Raw genomic sequence first — 17,506 nt, 5'->3', positions numbered from 1 at the left:
ATGAAAAAGCAGTTGGCATTGGTTATGATCGTCAAGAACGGGGAGGCAACGCTGGGCCGCTGTCTGGAAAGCATTCGCTCTCATGTCGATGAGATCATTATCGTAGATACCGGCTCGACGGACCGAACCAAGCAGATCGCGCAGGTCTTCGGAGCGGAGGTTTTCGATTTCCATTGGAGAGACCATTTTGCGGAAGCCCGGAACTACGCGCTGGCCCGGTCGTCTGCCGAATGGAATTTGATTCTGGATGCGGATGAGTACGTGATATCTGCAGATTGGGAAGAGATCAGATTATTCATGGAGAATAACGGGCAGATAGGCCGCATCCGAATTGACAGCGATTTTGTGAATGGCGAAGGGGATAACAGCCAAGCCGGCGGCTGGGTGTCCAGACTGCTTCCCGGAGACGTTCGATATGCCGGCAGAATTCATGAGCAGGCCCAATCCGATGCGCCCCGCCGCAACATTCCTCTTCTCGTAAACCATGACGGATACAAAGGGACGGATAAATCGACAAGAAACATCCCCCTGCTGCTCATGGAATATGAAGCGGAGGGCACAAGCAAATCCTATTATGCTTATCAATTGGGCAAGGAGTATTACGGCATTAAAAATTATGCTGAGGCATCCCGATATTTGGAGGAGTCGCTGGGACGGCTTCATGGCCGGGAACCGTATGCTCCAAATGTAGTGGTGCATTATTTGTACGCCCTTATAGGTCTTGGAGACTTGGACCGGGGAATGGAATTGGTCAATCAGTCCCATGAATACACGAGCCAATTTCCCGATTATTACTTTGCATGCGGAATTTTTTATATGGACTACATTATGGCGGAGCCTTCCACTCGTGCGCACCTGCTGCCCAAAATCGAACATTCCTACTTGACGGCAATAGCCATAGGCGACAGCGATCGTTATGACAGCGTCAAGGGGACAGGTACGGATGCGGCGCAGTTCAACCTGGGCTTATATTATGAATTGTCGGGACAAGCCGATAAAGCTGCGGAGGCCTACCGCGAGAGCGCCCGTCATGGCAATAAAAAGGCGCAAGCGAGACTCGATGGCCTGAGCCAGTGAAAACTCTCACAACTTCTTGCGATTAAACCGATAAAAACTATAGTCAAACAATCGGAGGGAACGTCGATGTCCATGAACGTATCCAATCTTTCGTCCATGAACACCAAGCAGCTGCCATCGGTTCCGGCCATGCCGGCAGAGGCTGCAAGACCCGGAATCAGCAAGACCCAAGTCATCAATACGACAGACGCGCTCAGGCTCGCAGAGCTTAGAGGCGCCCACCCGAGCATCTCCGATGAGCAGAAGATCAAGGCGGTGGACCGGGCCATCAAAGCGATGGAGGGTCCTCACACGACCGTGGAATTTTCTGTCCACAAGGAAACGAACGCCATCATGATCAAAGTCATCAATAAAGAAACGAATGAGATTATCCGGGAAGTTCCTCCCGAAAAAACATTGGATGTCGCGGCCAAGCTGATGGAAGTAGCCGGACTGCTGGTCGACCACCGAATCTAAACCTAGCCGTCAGAGGGGGAATCAATCATGACCAGCATGCGCATATCCGGATTCAATTCCGGACTCGATATCGATGCGATGGTAAAGCAGATGATGAAGGCGGAGCGAGCCAAGCTCGACAAGCTCAAGCAAAGCCAGACGTCTATTACATGGCAGCAGGAGCAGTACCGGGATATCAGCACCTCTCTGGTGGATTTCCGAAACAATAAGCTCTCCAAGTACAATACGCTGAATTCTCTCAGCGCCAAAGTCTCCGAGGTGACGGGCAATACAGCTGCCGTGTCCGTAACGTCCACCAGCAGCGGAGCGTCCGGCTCCTTAAGCGTGACGGTTCAAAACCTGGCTACATCTGCTTCTCTTTTGGCGCAGACAGGGGCGGCTTCCGTCAAGGCGGATACGAAAATGAGCGGATTGAATATTTCCGGTTCCACTAGCAACGAAATCAGCATCACATCCGGCGGGAAAGAGTATAAGTTCACTTTTCAGCCGGAAGAGCTCGTCAGCGATGTCGTGGCTCGAATCAATTCCAATAAAGAATTGAATGCGACGCTCATGATCGGATCCGGAGGGGAGCTGTCCATCCGGAGCAATGCGACCGGCAAAAACGAGCTGTCTATCAATGCGCCAAGCTTATTGAAAGCGGGCAGCGCCCAACCGCCTGTGGATGGCTTGGACGCAACATACACGGTTAACGGCATCTCCATGAAATCAGCGAGCAACTATGTCAGCGTAAACGGGTTCAACCTTCAATTGAAGGCGGAGACGGGAAGCGCCGGTGCGAGCACCGTGTCCTCGAAGCTGGACACCGACTCCATCGTCAATACGATCAAGTCATTCATAAGCGACTACAACTCGCTGCTCGATCAGGTCAATACCAAGCTAAATGAACAACGGTACCGGACTTATTCCCCTCTGACAGAGGAGCAAAAGGCGGACATGAAAGAGAGCGAAGTCACTCTCTGGGAATCCAAAGCCAAGAGCGGCTTGCTCAAAAACGATTCCATCCTGAGTTCCATGGTTACGGACATGAGGACCGCGCTTGTATCTACCGTAACGACCGGAACGGGCGACAATGCCATTAAAACGGTTCAATCCCTCGGCATCGTGACCGGACAATGGTCGGAGTACGGCAAGCTCAAAATACAAGACGAGCAGCAGCTTAGAGCCGCAATCGAAAAAAATCCGGAGCAGGTCATAGCTTTGTTTACCAGCAAGGATCCCAGTCCTTTGCCGGATACCGATCCCAACAAGCTGTCCAAATCCGTCGATCCCAAATGGGGAATTTTCGAACGGTTGAGCAGCACGGTCATGAAATCTCTCCAGCAGTTGACGGAAAAGGCGGGAACCTCGTCATACAGCACGGACAAAAATGGAACCTTCATGGCCAATTCGATGCTGGGCGAACAGCTTCGGACTCTCGATACCCGAATCAGCGATATGAACCGATTGCTGACGAACAAGGAAAACCGATATTACAAACAATTTACCGCGATGGAAACGGCGATCAACCGCTACAGTTCCCAGTCGGGAGCCTTTGGAAGCCAATAAAAGGAGTGACCTGGTGTGATACAGTCTCCCTACCAGAAATATCAGCAATTATCAGCCCAGACCGCTACGCCGATTCAGCTTGTCCTCATGCTCTATGATGGGGCCATTCGCTTTACCAAGCAGGGAATCATGGGAGTCGAGCAGCGCAACTATGAACTCGCCAACAATTGCTTTTGCAAAGCAGAGGCGATTCTGCATGAGCTGATCGCATCTTTGAATTTCGATTACCCGATTTCGAGCCAGTTGGTCAACATCTACGAATACATGCTTCATCAACTGATTCAAGCCAATATCGGCAAGAATCCGAAGCAAGCGGAAGAAGTTGTCGCGCACTTGAACGAATTGCGAGAGTCATGGAAGAAAGTGGCGGGCAACATGCCTCTTCAGCAGCAGGCATGAGTGTCGAGAGCAGGCTTAAATATTTGCAGGAATACACGGAGCAGCTGGCTCAGCAGCTGTACAAGGTCGAATATGAGCAGCTGGAAGAGCTCGTGGATCTGAGGGAAGAAGTCCTGAATGGAATCCAAGACGGAGAATTGACGGAAAAAGACAGGAGCAGGATTCAAGTCTTGCTCTCTTTTGACGGGCAGATCCTCTCCAGAATGGTCGAGCTGAAAGAAGAGGCTTCGATGGCCCTCCTGAAAATAAATCAGTCCAGATTCCAGAAAAACGCCTATGAACAAACAAGTGTGCAAGGAAGCTATTTCATCGATAAAAGAAATTAAGGATTGCCTGCTGCATGCAGGCAATCCTTTTTTATCGGGCCAATAGATCGGTGAAGATAGGGAGCTTGCGAGCGCCTGGGAATTGAGCCAGCAGCTTCTGACGGTATTCTTCTTTTTTCAGCGGCTCGCTGGCATGCTTGAGATAAAGCACATAAAGATAAATTTGCCCGGGCAGCTCTCGAATGGCTTCTTCAAGGAATGCCAGACCGTTTTCCACTAAATTTTGATGAAGATGGTGAATGGCGAGGTTCTCCATATTTTTTCCATTCAAAGCATTCTGCTCCAGAAGAAGGCTGTAGTAGTTCAAGGCGATCTCGGTCTGCTCTTGGACAAACATGTAGTCGGCCATTTGCTGGATGACGAAATCATGGGAATAGCGGTTGATCAGCTGGTCATAAATAGCGAACTCGCGGAAATTGAAGCTGTCCTTCAACAAGTCGAGCAGGGGACCGAAGTTTTCCAGCGTCACGTCTTCTGGTTCGGTTTCTCCCCGAAGATAGGAACGAATGGCCTCGATCCGATGGGCGGCTTGATTCTGTTCCTCCGAATCATCAAGAGACAAGGGAAGAGCTAGTGACAACCCCCATGCATGATCAGCCAAGGCGTGGATTCTTGCCATTCGCTCATGAATGAAGCCGGATGGAATGAGAGCTGCTGTCTGTGCATATCCGGATTTATCTTTAATGAGGAAGAAGTATTCCAGCATGTCTTCATGGGACAAAGCCAGATCACCTGCTATAGATTCATAATAATGCCTGCTCAGCTCTGCGGCATGATTGGCCAGAGCCGACCGGAACAATATGTAGCGGTGTTTGCTGTTGCCTGGCTCATAAAGCTTGTCCAAGAGCTCTATGGTCGCTTCAGTGGTATCGAATCTTGTCATGATTTTGAGCAGGGCTCTCAGAGCGCTGTAATCGTATAAGTCCTGCATGAGAAGCTTGGTTAGATAATGAACGGCCTCGGACCATTTTTTTTGCCATTCATAGATAGAACTTAATTTGCGCATAGGAATGGTTGATGCGAATTCAGCGCTTTCGAGCCAAAAAACCTGCGATTCCTTGGATTTTAAAGCGGCCGTTTCAATGGTCGCTACATATGTTTTCTCGGCTTCTTGCATAAAACCGAGATGATGAAGAATGGTTGCCTTATAGAATGCATATTCCGGGTAATCCTTCCATGCACTAAGTTTATCCTCCGTGAGCTTCCATGCATCAAGCAACCGATGCTGTAGCAAATAACTGTGGATAAGCGAGATGACGCAATGGGGGTACCAGGAAGAGTTTATATTTTTATTTTGTTTCTTGAGGGCTCGTTCATAATAATAAACCGCTTTTTGAATATCCTTGCCTACGGCAAATTCATTGCCAAGCGTGTAGTAATCATAGGCGGTGAAGCCTTGCTTTTCCTTTAGTTCCTTGAAGATGCTGGCATTTCGGTTCAGCTTGGATTTGCTGTTTACCATTTCCTCCAAGTATCCGGTATGGAAGAGGGAAACGGGGGCTAATGAAGACAGCAGCTCTCCCGATGGAGAGCGGAGCTGCTCATGGATGGGACGGTAATATTCGATTCCGAATCCGTTCGGAAACAGGCGGGGGATCTCTCCCGAAGTGATGACGGCCTGTTCCATGGATTTGCCTACGAAGTTAATGACATTAATAGAAAAAATATGATGGGAGGAAGGCTCGGCCGATTCCAGAAACTGTCTAAGCTTCTCTGCATCTCCGGCGGCAAAATATTCGTCCGCATCCATGACAAGAATCCACTTGCCTGCTGCTCTTCTAACGCCTTCATTGCGAGCCGCGGAAAAATCATTACCCCAAGTAAACTCATGAACTTGGGCCTGGTAGGACAAAGCGATCGCTTTTGTGCGATCCGTGGACCCCGTATCAATGACGATGATTTCATCTACGGCGCTCTTGACGCTTTCCAGGCAGCGCTCCAGCACATCCTGTTCGTTCTTGACGATCATGCACAAGGAAAGAAGCATATTCATTCTCCTATATTCTTGATTTGCCTTAGTTGTATATCGGATTTCAATCGTTATTACAATAGATCCTATCCACAGTTACAGTTACTGCTCTTCCGAACGGAAAGGAAACACCCTTCCATTCTCCGGAGAGACGAAAGGGTGTCAGGCAGAAATTCCTGTCGCCGTCACCGATTATCTCAAACGTAGGCGGTCGCGGTCGACGAAGATGGAATTGATGCCGGTGAAAGCATACTCGTCATATCCTTGCTGATCCATGAAGCGGACAATGGTTTCGTTTTTCGTTCGATGAGCAAGCCTGATTTCGTAATCAATCATTTCAATGACAATAATGACGGGGCGTTTGGTCTCAAAATCGATGGATTGCAGAATCTCCATATCCTTGCCTTCGAGATCAATGGACAGCAAAGCTGGCGGAGCATGAAGGTACTGATTGACGAGATCATTGTAAGAAATAGTAGGAACTTTAATATGATCAACAATGGACAGGTAGGGATTTTTTTCACAGAATTCCATAGCTGACTCGTAGCTGGTCGTACAAAGTCCGTCCGAATTCAAGATGTAAAAATCCTGGATCCGGCCTGATTGTACATCCACGCAGCGGTTCAAAATCAGATCTCGGGTCCTCTCGGATTCGAGCTCTGGAATAAGGGATGGATTGGCTTCCACCAGTATGCCGGCTGCTCCCCTTGAGTACAAGGCATAAGTATTGCTCAGGAATTTGGCATGATTCGCTCCCAGATCTACATAGGTTGCGTCCCCGATTGAAATGTTAAGCATCTGCAAAATATAGAGGATGATGCTGTCTTCTCCGGATTGAGAGTACGTTTCTTGCACATATGGAGACGCAGCAGGAGCTTGTGCAGGAGAGTTGTTTCGTCCCAACTGGTCAAGCTTGTCGGCGAGAATGAGCAGCTCCTGTTTTTGCTGGAGACTCTCCTCGGTAAGCTCGACCAGATGGTGGATGTATTGTTGTAAGATGGTTTGTTGCTGTTGAGCAGCAGTGCAGGCCTCTTCCTGCTGCAGCTCGACTTGAGAGATTTTTTCGGCAAGCTGCCTGTTTTCACTCCGAATGCTCTCGATTTTTTGCTCCAGCTCAAGGAGCTGTGAGTTGGGTTCCGGGACGCTGGGGGCGTTCATCGGCTTCATTGGGATCACCATCCGTTGTTTTCTGTTCGTGCAGGATGAAGCAATTTGCAGAGAAGAAAAGTTGTATTCTAGTAGTTTACTCGGTATATAGAAGGGAATCCGTTAGCGGCTTTGACGTCTTTCTTTGGATTTTATATTGATATTGGAACAGTCGATGTCGATATTAAAGTCAACGGATAGTCATAAAGGAGTCCTGCAGATGAATGCCAAAGAGAATAAGCCGGTCAGCAGCGTTACTTGGATCGGGCCGCAGTTTGAACAAGCGAGTCTTGCGCATGTAAATAGAGAAATTGGAAGCCGTCTCGCAGAGCGCCGAGAACTCGTTTCTTTCTCGTATATGGACAAAGTCAATCAAAGCGAAATCGTTCCTGAATATAAAAAGATTCAAGAGAGGACTTGGCAAGGAGACGAGTCTTCCATTGCGATCGCACATCAATGGCCCCCTGACTTTAAGCGCCCGAACAGCGAGAAATGGATAGTCATGCAGCCTTGGGAATTCGGAGCCATACCGAGGGATTGGTATATTCCGTTCAAGTATCATACGGATGAGATTTGGGTGTACACCAGCCATACAAAAGATTGTTATGTGAAATGCGGCATTCCGGCTGAAAAAATCAAAGTCATTCCACTTGGAGTGGATCCTTCGCTCTATTGTCCTTCGGGCTCCCGATATCCTCTTCCGACCAAGAAGAAATTCGTTTTCCTGTTTGTAGGAGGAACGATTTACCGTAAGGGAATCGATACTCTGCTCCAGGCCTATATCCAAGAATTCAGCCCTGAGGATGATGTTGTGCTGGTCATCAAGGACAATGGCCAAAAAACATCCTATCAAGGGCAAACAAATGAGGAAGCTATTCAAAAAATACAAACTAATGATCTTTATCCTGAAATCGTCTATATAACGGATGACTTGACTCCAAGCCAGATGGCGGAATTGTATCGATCGGCGGATTGCCTTGTTCATCCTTACCGGGGGGAAGGTTTTGGACTGCCGATTGCGGAGGCGATGGCTTGCGGCATTCCGCCCATCGTTCCTGATCGCGGAGCCAGCATGGATTTCTGCGATGAAGAGACGGCTATTTTGGTTCCGAGCTTCGAAAAAAGGGAATTGCAAATGAAGCTTGGGGTTAGCGCAAGCATTGATTTTCCTTGGGTAATCGAGATTCATGTCGAAGACCTCCGCCAGAAAATGAGGTCGGCCTATCAGGATCCGGAGCGGCTGCGGGAATTGGGAGCCAATGCATCCAGCTTCATTAGGCAAGCCTTCACCTGGGATGCGACCGCCGATACGGTCGAAGCCGAAATCGAAAGAGTAATCGAAGAAGGGCAAGGACGGACAAGAGCGAAATCCGACATCATTGAAGAAGAGTCGAGTGTAGCATTCGAATTCTATAAGCAAGGAAACGATCCGAAAGCGGAAACGATTTTCAGAGCGATTCTGGATCATTATCCGCATAGATTGGATATTCGCTACAACCTTGCCGTTGTCTTGTTCCGGATGGGGAGCATTCAATCGGCGAGACAACAACTTCAATGGATAACGGGGATCATGAAGAACGAGACTGCAGAGCTCCAGTCTGACATCTGGAACCTGCTGGGTGTTTGCTATTCCGAAGCCGCCAGTTTTTCCAAGGCGGCGGAAGCTTTCAGGAACGCTCTGGTGTGCAACGAAAATCATCCTACCGCAGCGGAAAGTCTTGCTTATGCAGAGACAATGCTGCTTGAGTCAAGCCATCGAGGAAGTGTGGATGAAACAAATCCCGGAGGTCCGGATCAAGAGGACTTCGCTCTCGCTCTTATCAACAATGAAATCCAGCTTGATGAAATTCAATTGCTCTCAGATGAAGATTTGCAGTACATTCTGGATTCGGCCTTCCTTGCCACTTATCATAAGGCCGTATCGGTCCGGAACTATTTGACCGGAATTATCATGCTTAAGCTGGATCGGATCGAAGAGTCCATTCAGAACTTAAGGCTTGCTGTCAAGCATTTTCAGGAGGGAGAGCAGCCTGCGTTCCTCCGTTTCGCCTCATTGAAGCATTTGGGGCGTGCATACTTTACAAAGAAAGATCTGCATCAGGCCGTCCACTATTTCAGGGAAGCTCTCTCAATGACGGAGACAACCGGCAGGGCGGCGGACAAAGTCCTCATCAGGGAATGGATAGAGGAAGCGGAGAGAGAGATGGAATCTCTTCGAAACTATTACTGCAATCATGGCGACGACATGCCTGAGAGTCGGCCTGTGTCTGCAGCGGATGAAAACGAGGGACAGCCGGAAGCTTTTCAGAATGAATGCTTAAAAACTTATTTCAACGAAGGCGACCATGTTCTGGTTCTTGATCCCCCCCTATTGTCGGCATCGGAATCCTTCTCGAATCGGGGAAAGAAAACACGGACGGTTGGAGGCATTGCCGTCACACGGCTGTCGCTCAACGAGTTCAGAAACGAGCAGGGACTGAAGGTGGACGGGATCTACCTCGGCAAGGTGGCGGAACGCATCCTGCCCCATGAGTGGATCGAGCTGCTCTCCCTTTGCGCCGGATCCTTGAGCTCATCAGGCAAAATGATCATTCTCAGCTATGACGTGGAGGCGCAAAAATCCGCCAATATGTTCTGGGAGAGGATCGAGCATGTACGCCCTTATCCTAAAACGCTTATGCAATCCATTCTGGCATCGGCGGGGATGACGGTTACGCTTGGCTTCGATGCGAAGAGCGAACAGGCCTATGGATTAGTAGCGTGTAAAAGACCCTATGAAGTCTTGTGGCAATCGCCCGTATATGATGCTTCGGGTTACGCCAATGAACAGGTCGACTATTTGGATTGCCTCAGAAGCCTTCCATTGAAGATACAACTGCAGCCAAAAGAGCAGAACCCTCGGCCCGATCTGCTTAAAGAAGAAAAGTTAACCTATTTGAATGCCTTGCAGAAAAATCGCAATTCAAACGGAATCGTGCATTATCAGGCAGGTCCTGGATTTCATTTCCTCCCTCCCCTGGCTCCGGTGTCCATCGGCCGAACGATGTTTGAGACCGATCGAATACCAGAAGGCTGGCTTCCTCACTTGAACGGATTAACGGAAATCTGGGTTCCTTCCGCATTCAATCGGGATACATTCGCTGCTTCCGGAGTAGATCCGACCAAGCTGGCCGTCATCCCCGAAGTGCTGGATGAGCGGAGATACGAGGAGGCCTCAATTCGACCGTTTCCTCTAAAGGAAGTCAAAAATTATGTGTTCGTTTCGAATTTTGACTGGAGCAAGCGGAAGGGATGGGACGTGCTGATCCGAGCTTATGTTCAGGAGTTCGGGGCTTACGAGAATGTGTCGCTCGTTCTCAAGGTGAACCTATCCCTTAAGCCTGACAGCAACCCGAGCATGGAGATCATGTCGCTCGTCCGGGAGATGGGCCTCAATGCATTTCCGCATATTCAGGTTATCGATTCTTACTTGGGAGAGGAAGAGCTTCTCGGCCTGTACCGCGCATGCGACGCGTACGTCATGCCTTCCAGGGGGGAAGGATGGGGGAGGCCTTATTGGGATGCCATGGCGCTAGGGTTGCCTACGATCGGGACCCGGTGGAGCGGACAGCTGGAATTCATGACGGATGAGAACAGCTATCTGATCGACGTTGAGGATTTTCATCCAGTCAGCGAGGATATGCCATCGTTCTATCACGGCCACCGCTGGGCAGAGCCGAGCGTCGTACATCTGCGGGCCCTCATGCGGCATGTCTTCCTGAATCGGGTAGAGGCCGCAGAGAAAGGAAGTTTTGCTCGAGCGGATCTTCATAAGCGGTTTTCGAAACAGCGGGTTGGACAGATGATGTTCGATCGAATTGAAAAGCGGGTTCACGAATTTCTTAATAGGGAGTAGATAATGAGAAAAAGTTTTCGTCCTTAACAGACAACTTAACGACAAATTCAGCCGAATTTTGACAGGATGCAAGAAAATCCATTAGGATGCGAGCGGAAGCGAATCTAGATCGCGCTCCTTCAAGGCCGTACAGGCTATGAATCCGCTTCCATCCCATATTGACAACTGTTTTAATCCGGTGCTATAGTCAAAATGTGGGCCATGCATACAAGGCGTCTCACAGCATTTGAAGATGAAGGGAATGTTCTGAATGCAAGGTAAAGTGAAATGGTTCAATGCAGAAAAAGGCTACGGATTCATCGAGACTGAGCAAGGCGGCGACGTATTTGTTCACTTCTCCGCAATCCAATCCGAGGGCTTCAAAACCCTGGAAGAAGGCCAATCCGTCGAGTTCGACATCGTAGAAGGCGCTCGCGGTCCACAAGCTGCCAACGTAGTCAAACTGTAATCATCCGGCCGATCGGCCATGCATAGATGATTGACGAGAATGACAAGTGCCTGTACGGGGCTCTGCAATTGCAGGGCCTCTTTTTTTGTGTTTTGTTTTTCGGCGATTCATGATTTTTTTCGTATAAAAGCGGTTAGTAAGACACTATAGCCGAATTCAAGAGGGAGGGACGAAAGGCTGATGGAGATTTTTTTCATCGGTATTTAATCGCAATAACCATGATTCCTTGAATCGGAATCGCGGAAAAACAATAAAAAGTATAGTATTCAGAATATTCACAATTGGCCAATAAGTCTTTTGATTTGAAAGCGCAACCCATGTTATAATGGGACCATGCAAAAGGAGGAGTGCTCAATGAACTACAACATTCGAGGTCAAAACATTCAGGTGACGGACGCCATGCGCGATTAAGTCGAGAAGAAGTTGAACCGACTGGAAAAGTATTTTGATGCCCCCCTCAACACAGACTCCAATGTGACGATGGCTGTCCACAAGGGACGCCACGGCGTCGAGGTGACGATTCCGATGACGGGAGTCATTCTCCGGGCCGAAGAGAAAAGCCCCGACATGTACGCCTCGGTGGATACGGTCGTCGACAAGCTGGAGCGCCAGATCCGGAAATACAAAACGAAGGTCAACCGCAAATTCCGGCAGAATGAAAGCATCAAGACGCTGTTCCGCGAGGACGATGTGAGCTCTGTTCAGCTGCATGATTCTGAAGACGACCTTGAAGTTGTACGAATGAAGAAATTCCAACTGAAGCCGATGGATGTGGAGGAAGCCATACTCCAGATGGATATGGTCGGACACAGCTTTTATGTCTTCTCCAACATCGAGACCAAGGAAGTGAACGTGGTCTACCGCCGCAATGACGGCAAGTACGGTCTGATCGAGCAGGGCTGACCCGACAGCTCGAAGCCGGCCGTTGAAGCATCCAATAACGATTCAAACCACGCCCTTTCCTTTGCCGGAGAGGGCTTTCTGCGTCCATTCCAGCCGTTGCCTGGCAACTGTAGGGCGGGTAAGCGCGTATATAGGTTGCGGATTATTTTGCGCAGCAACGATGTCAGTTGTTTTAGTACACAAGCTTTTTATCGCTTAGATTGAAGAAGAAGCCCTATTACTTATTGGAAATGATTTGCCTCTCATTGCTACAGGGTCGGCTAACTGTTAAAATTAAGGCAAAGTGGGTTTACGAAAGGGGAAAACCATGCTCGGACTGGTGAAGAAGATTTTCGGCGACGCGAATGAGCGGGAAGTAAAACGGCTCTTGCGAACGGTCGAAGCGATAAATGGAATCGAGCCGGAGTTTGCGGCATTGACGGACGAGCAGCTGCGGGCCAAGACTCAGGAATTCCGCGACCGCCTCGAGAACGGCGAGGAGCTCGACGACCTGCTGCCGGAAGCTTACGCGACGGTCCGCGAAGCGGGCAAGCGCGTTCTCGGCATGCGGCATTTCGATGTGCAGCTGATCGGCGGCATGGCGCTGCATGAAGGCAAGATCGCGGAGATGAAAACAGGCGAGGGCAAAACGCTGGTCGGAACATTGCCTGTTTATTTGAACGCCCTTCTCGGCAAAGGCGTGCATGTCGTCACCGTCAATGATTATCTGGCCTCCCGCGACAGCGAGATCATGCGTCCGCTGTACGAGTTTCTCGGCATGACGGTCGGCTGCAACCTGCATTCCCTTTCCCATGAGGAGAAGCAGGAAGCCTATGCCTGCGACATCACATACGGAACGAACAACGAATTCGGCTTCGACTATCTCCGCGACAACATGGTCCTTTATAAAGAACAAATGGTTCAGAAGCCGCTCTACTTCGCCATCATCGACGAAGTGGACTCCATTCTCATCGATGAGGCCCGTACGCCGCTCATCATTTCGGGACAAGCGGCCAAGTCGACGGAGCTGTACCATTCGGCGGACAAGTTCGTCAGCCGCCTGAAGCATGAAGAAGACTACACCGTCGACATCAAGCTGCGTTCCGTCATGCTGACGGAAGCCGGCGTGGAGAAGGCGGAGAAGGCGTTCGGCGTCGAGAACCTGTTCGACCATGCGAACGTTACGCTCAACCATCATATCCAGCAGGCGCTCAAGGCGCATGCGATTATGAAGCGCGACGTAGACTATGTCGTGCAAGAGGAAGAAGTGCTCATCGTCGACGAGTTCACGGGCCGGATCATGTCCGGACGCCGCTACAGCGACGGCCTCCACCAGGCCATCGAGGCGAAGGAAAACCTCAAGGTCCAGAACGAGAGCATGACGCTCGCGACGATCACGTTCCAGAACTACTTCCGGATGTACCGCAAGCTGGCCGGCATGACCGGTACGGCCAAGACGGAGGAGGAGGAGTTCAAGAAGATCTACGGCCTCGAGGTGCTGCAGGTACCGACGAACCGTACGATGATCCGTCAAGACAGCCCGGACGTGGTCTACAAGACCGAGATGGGCAAGTTCAAGGCGGTCGTAGAGGAGATCGTGGAGCGGCACGGCAAGAACCAGCCGGTGCTCGTCGGCACGGTATCGATCGAGAACTCCGAGAAGCTGTCGGAAATGCTCAAGAAGCGCGGCATCACGCATAAGGTCCTAAACGCCAAGTACCACGCCGAGGAAGCGGAGATCATCTCCCGCGCCGGACAAGCAGGCTCCGTCACGATCGCGACGAACATGGCCGGCCGCGGCACGGACATCCTGCTCGGCGATACGGTGCATGACATCGGCGGCCTTCATATCATCGGCACGGAGCGCCATGAGAGCCGCCGCATCGACAATCAGCTGCGCGGACGCGCGGGACGTCAAGGCGATCCGGGCTCCTCGAGCTTCTATCTGTCGCTCGAAGACGATCTGATGCGCCGCTTCGGCTCGGAGAATATCATGGGCATGATGGAGCGTCTCGGCTTCGAGGAAGACCAGCCGATCGAAAGCCGCCTCATCACGAAGGCGATCGAATCCGCCCAGAAGCGCGTCGAGGGCAACAACTTCGACACACGCAAAGTCGTCCTGCAGTATGACGACGTCATGAACCAGCAGCGCGAAATCATCTACAAGCAGCGCCGCGAGGTGCTGTTCTCGGATAACATCCGCGATATCGTCATGGATATGGTCAAGCCGGTCATCGACCGCATCGTCGAAGCCCACTGTCCGAAGGAAGAGGTTCCGGAGAACTGGGATCTTCAAGCCATCGTGGATTATGCCGAAGCGACCTTCCTCAACGAGGGAGCCGTCACGAAGGAAGATCTGTGGGGCAAGGAGCCGGAGGAGATTTCCGAATTCCTGTTCGGCAAGCTGACGGCGCTCTACGACGAGCGCGAGGAAGCCATGGGCAGCGAGACGATGCGCGAATTCGAGAAGGTCATCGTGCTGCGCGCCGTGGACAGCAAGTGGATGGATCATATCGACGCCATGGACCAGCTGCGCCAGGGCATCCATCTTCGCGCTTACGGCGGCACGGACCCGCTTCGCGAGTACCAGTTCGAAGGCTTCGAGATGTTCAAGGAAATGATCGACACCATCCAGGAAGAAGTTACGAAATACATCATGAAGGCCCAGGTCGAGCAGAACCTGGAGCGCCAGGAAGTCGTCAAGGGCCAGGTCGTGGAAATGGGCGGCAGCAGCGAAGGCCGCGAGCAGCGTCCGGCCAAGCGCGAGGAGCGCATCGGCCGCAACGATCCTTGCCCATGCGGCAGCGGCAAGAAATACAAGCTCTGCCACGGCAAGTAAGGAACTCCGCAACTGCTCAGGCGCTGCCACGGCAAGCAAGGAACTCCGCAGCTGTTCAGGCTCTGCCTCGGCAAACAGCCGAGTCGGCAGCGCGTCCAGGCTGACTGGAACGCATGATGGCTGTGAACCGCAAGGCAGGATGACTGTGCCTGGCGGGCAGCAGTCCCAACAGCATGAGAGGCCGGGAGAGACGCGCCGTACGCGCCCGCTCCCGGCTCCTGTCATGAATAGACGAAAATTTGAGGTGAAGCATTGTCATGATCGACGTAACGGTTAAGCAAGACCTGCGCGAGGCGGCAAAGCGGCTCCAAGCTCTCAGGGGGTCTCTTTGACTTAGATCTCAAACAAGAGATCATAGCCAACTATGAAGAGAAGATGACCGCTCCCGATTTCTGGGACGACAACGAGAAGGCGCAGAAGGTCATCGCCGAAATGAATGCGGTCAAGTCCGTCGTAGAGCTGTACGACAGGCTCGCTTCCCAGCAGGAGGATCTGGAAACGCTGCTGGAGCTGGCCGGCGAGGAAGAGGATGAATCTCTCGATGCCGAGCTGACGGATGGCGTGGCCGACCTGATGGGCAAGATCGCCGACTTCGAGCTGCAGCTGCTGCTCAACCAGCCGTATGACAGGCTCGATGCGATTCTGGAGCTGCATCCGGGGGCCGGCGGCACGGAGTCCCAGGACTGGGGCCAGATGCTGTACCGCATGTACACGCGCTGGGCCGAGAAGCACGGCTACAAGGTGGAGCTGCTGGATTACTTGCCCGGCGACGAAGCCGGCATCAAGAGCGTCACGATTTCCATCAAGGGCCACAATGCGTACGGATACCTGAAGGCGGAGAAAGGCGTGCACCGGCTCGTGCGGATTTCCCCGTTCGACGCATCTGGCCGCCGTCATACCTCCTTCGTCTCCTGCGACGTCATGCCGGAGATCGAGGATGATATCGAGATCGAGATCCGTCCGGAGGACCTCAAGGTCGACACGTACCGCTCCAGCGGCGCCGGCGGCCAGCACGTCAACAAGACGGAATCCGCGATCCGGATCACCCACCTTCCGAGCGGGATCGTCGTGGCTTGCCAGACGCAGCGCTCCCAGATCCAGAACCGCGAGCAGGCGATGAAGATGCTCCGCTCCAAGCTCTACGAGCGCAAGATCGAGGAGCAGCAGAAGCATTTGGCCGAGATTCGCGGGGAGCAGTCGGATATCGCCTGGGGCAGCCAGATCCGCTCTTATGTCTTCCATCCGTACAGCATGGTCAAGGACCATCGCACCTCGGTGGAGACGGGCAACGTCGGCGCCGTCATGGACGGCGATCTCGATGCTTTCATCAACGGCTATTTGCGCCACCAGATCAGGCAGCAGCCGGAAGCCTGAGGGCAGGCGAGGCACGCAGCGAATAGAAGCACGGAAGAGTTCCAACACTGGATACAGTGTGGAACTCTTTTTCGCGCGGAATGAAATCATGCTCTGCGTTACCGCGGCAGAGCAGGGGAAATCGGCTTCTGGGAAGCCGGACTCTCCACGCGGCCAGCGGAGTTAGAGAGGGGAAAACTCGTGAGCAACAGGAACGAAGGGTCATCGAGGGAAAAGCAGACAAACGCGGAACGCGGCAAGAGCCGCAAGACCCGCCGCATGACGAAACCGCTCATCAATCATCCCGTCACAAATACGCTGCTGCTGCTCGCAGGAGCGTTTATCATCGCCATCAGCTTCAACTGCTTCCTGCTCCCCAACGGGGTCGCTTCCGGAGGCGTATCCGGGATATCGGTCATTATCCAGCATTTATACGGCATCACGCCCGCGTATACGCAGTGGGCGCTCAATATACCGCTGTTTTTCGCGGGACTGCTGCTGCTGGGCCGCCGCTTCGCCCTGCAGACTTTGTTCGGCTCGGCAATCATGCCTCTATTCGTTCTGCTGACGGCGCACTGGGGCGCTCCGACGAACAATCCGCTGCTGGGATCGATCTATGGAGGAATCGGCGTCGGACTTGGACTCGGACTGGTGTTCAAAGGACGCGGCTCCACGGGCGGCACGGATCTCGCGGCTCAAATCCTGCACCGGTACTCGGGGCTGACGCTCGGCTTATCCGTCGCTTGCCTGGACGGCCTTGTCATCGCTGCAGCGGGATTGTTCCTCTCGCCGGAGAATGCGCTGTACGCGCTGATCGGCTTGTTCGTGACGACGAAGACGATCGACATCGTGCAGACGGGACTCGCCCTATCCAAGGTCGCGTTCATCATCAGTTCCCGCGCGGAAGAGCTGGCGGACGCCGTGCTGCATGATCTCGACCGCGGGCTGACGCGCCTGGACGCGCATGGTGGCTACACGGGGGATGCGCGCACGGTGCTGATGGTCATCGTCAGCCAGAACGAGGTTTCCGAGCTGAAGCGGCTCGTGCAGACGGTCGATCCCGAAGCCTTTGTCATCATCAGCCATACGGCGGAGGTGCTGGGACGCGGGTTCAAGCTGGAGTAATCCAGAGCAACCTGGAGCAATCCGGAGTAATCGGGCACAGATT

The 17,506-nt window shown here is 52.1% G+C and carries 12 protein-coding genes and 1 pseudogene; 11 read left to right on the top strand and 2 right to left on the bottom strand.

Features of this window, described 5'->3' with window-relative positions:
• The 5 genes from VE23_RS14440 (at nucleotide 1) to VE23_RS14420 (ending at nucleotide 3,806) form a co-directional block, all read left to right on the top strand.
• Nucleotides 1-1,077 (top strand): glycosyltransferase family 2 protein, encoded by a 1,077-nt coding sequence (locus tag VE23_RS14440; protein ID WP_049868356.1) that lies wholly within the window; start codon nucleotides 1-3, stop codon nucleotides 1,075-1,077.
• Between the two features lie 66 nt (nucleotides 1,078-1,143).
• The gene (locus VE23_RS14435) at nucleotides 1,144-1,533 is read left to right on the top strand and encodes a flagellar protein FlaG (RefSeq protein WP_232316950.1); all 390 of its coding nucleotides are present in this window, start codon (nucleotides 1,144-1,146) and stop codon (nucleotides 1,531-1,533) included.
• 27 nt (nucleotides 1,534-1,560) lie between these two features.
• The gene (gene fliD, locus VE23_RS14430) at nucleotides 1,561-3,081 is read left to right on the top strand and encodes a flagellar filament capping protein FliD (protein ID WP_049868355.1); all 1,521 of its coding nucleotides are present in this window, start codon (nucleotides 1,561-1,563) and stop codon (nucleotides 3,079-3,081) included.
• A 15-nt stretch (nucleotides 3,082-3,096) separates the two neighbouring features.
• The gene (gene fliS, locus VE23_RS14425; RefSeq protein WP_049868354.1) at nucleotides 3,097-3,480 is read left to right on the top strand and encodes a flagellar export chaperone FliS; all 384 of its coding nucleotides are present in this window, start codon (nucleotides 3,097-3,099) and stop codon (nucleotides 3,478-3,480) included.
• Nucleotides 3,435-3,806, top strand: a complete 372-nt coding sequence (locus tag VE23_RS14420) for a hypothetical protein (RefSeq protein WP_127508745.1) — start codon at nucleotides 3,435-3,437, stop codon at nucleotides 3,804-3,806. Before fliS ends, VE23_RS14420 begins: the two co-directional genes overlap by 46 nt.
• 31 nt (nucleotides 3,807-3,837) lie before the next feature.
• On the opposite strand, the gene VE23_RS14415 is transcribed toward VE23_RS14420, so the two are convergent.
• Together VE23_RS14415 and VE23_RS14410 are read right to left on the bottom strand one after the other, a co-directional pair.
• Entirely contained in the window at nucleotides 3,838-5,793 is a 1,956-nt protein-coding gene (locus VE23_RS14415; protein ID WP_049868352.1) for a tetratricopeptide repeat-containing glycosyltransferase family 2 protein, read from the bottom strand.
• Between the two features lie 174 nt (nucleotides 5,794-5,967).
• Nucleotides 5,968-6,942 carry an FkbM family methyltransferase gene (locus VE23_RS14410; RefSeq protein ID WP_049868351.1) on the bottom strand — a complete coding sequence of 325 codons (975 nt, stop codon included), beginning with the start codon at nucleotides 6,940-6,942 and terminating at the stop codon, nucleotides 5,968-5,970.
• 199 nt (nucleotides 6,943-7,141) lie between these two features.
• Between VE23_RS14410 and VE23_RS14405 the strand changes: the two genes are divergently transcribed.
• The 6 genes and pseudogenes from VE23_RS14405 to VE23_RS14380 all read left to right on the top strand — a co-directional run bounded on the left by VE23_RS14405 (nucleotide 7,142) and on the right by VE23_RS14380 (nucleotide 17,463).
• Nucleotides 7,142-10,816: a glycosyltransferase gene (locus VE23_RS14405; protein ID WP_049868350.1), complete on the top strand. Its 3,675-nt coding sequence runs from the start codon at nucleotides 7,142-7,144 to the stop codon at nucleotides 10,814-10,816.
• Between the two features lie 250 nt (nucleotides 10,817-11,066).
• Entirely contained in the window at nucleotides 11,067-11,264 is a 198-nt protein-coding gene (locus VE23_RS14400; protein ID WP_028599014.1) for a cold-shock protein, read from the top strand.
• Nucleotides 11,265-11,618: 354 nt separating this feature from the next.
• Nucleotides 11,619-12,167, top strand: a pseudogene (gene hpf, locus VE23_RS14395) (ribosome hibernation-promoting factor, HPF/YfiA family).
• Nucleotides 12,168-12,474: 307 nt separating this feature from the next.
• Nucleotides 12,475-14,985 carry a preprotein translocase subunit SecA gene (gene secA / locus VE23_RS14390; protein WP_048745178.1) on the top strand — a complete coding sequence of 837 codons (2,511 nt, stop codon included), beginning with the start codon at nucleotides 12,475-12,477 and terminating at the stop codon, nucleotides 14,983-14,985.
• Between the two features lie 257 nt (nucleotides 14,986-15,242).
• Nucleotides 15,243-16,359 (top strand): peptide chain release factor 2 gene (gene prfB, locus VE23_RS14385; protein ID WP_198156173.1). Its coding sequence is split into 2 segments (ribosomal slippage): nucleotides 15,243-15,314 and nucleotides 15,316-16,359, totalling 1,116 coding nucleotides; the frame shifts between segments, so codons are not numbered across the junction.
• 258 nt (nucleotides 16,360-16,617) lie between these two features.
• Nucleotides 16,618-17,463: a YitT family protein gene (locus tag VE23_RS14380; RefSeq protein ID WP_049869745.1), complete on the top strand. Its 846-nt coding sequence runs from the start codon at nucleotides 16,618-16,620 to the stop codon at nucleotides 17,461-17,463.
• The last annotated feature ends 43 nt before the right edge of the window (nucleotides 17,464-17,506 follow it).

The organism is Paenibacillus sp. D9, from assembly GCF_001188365.1.
GTDB classification, from domain to species: domain Bacteria; phylum Bacillota; class Bacilli; order Paenibacillales; family Paenibacillaceae; genus Paenibacillus_O; species Paenibacillus_O humicus.
The sequence above is the reverse complement of the archived record's forward strand: the minus strand, read 5'-3'. Positions and strand labels throughout refer to the sequence as shown.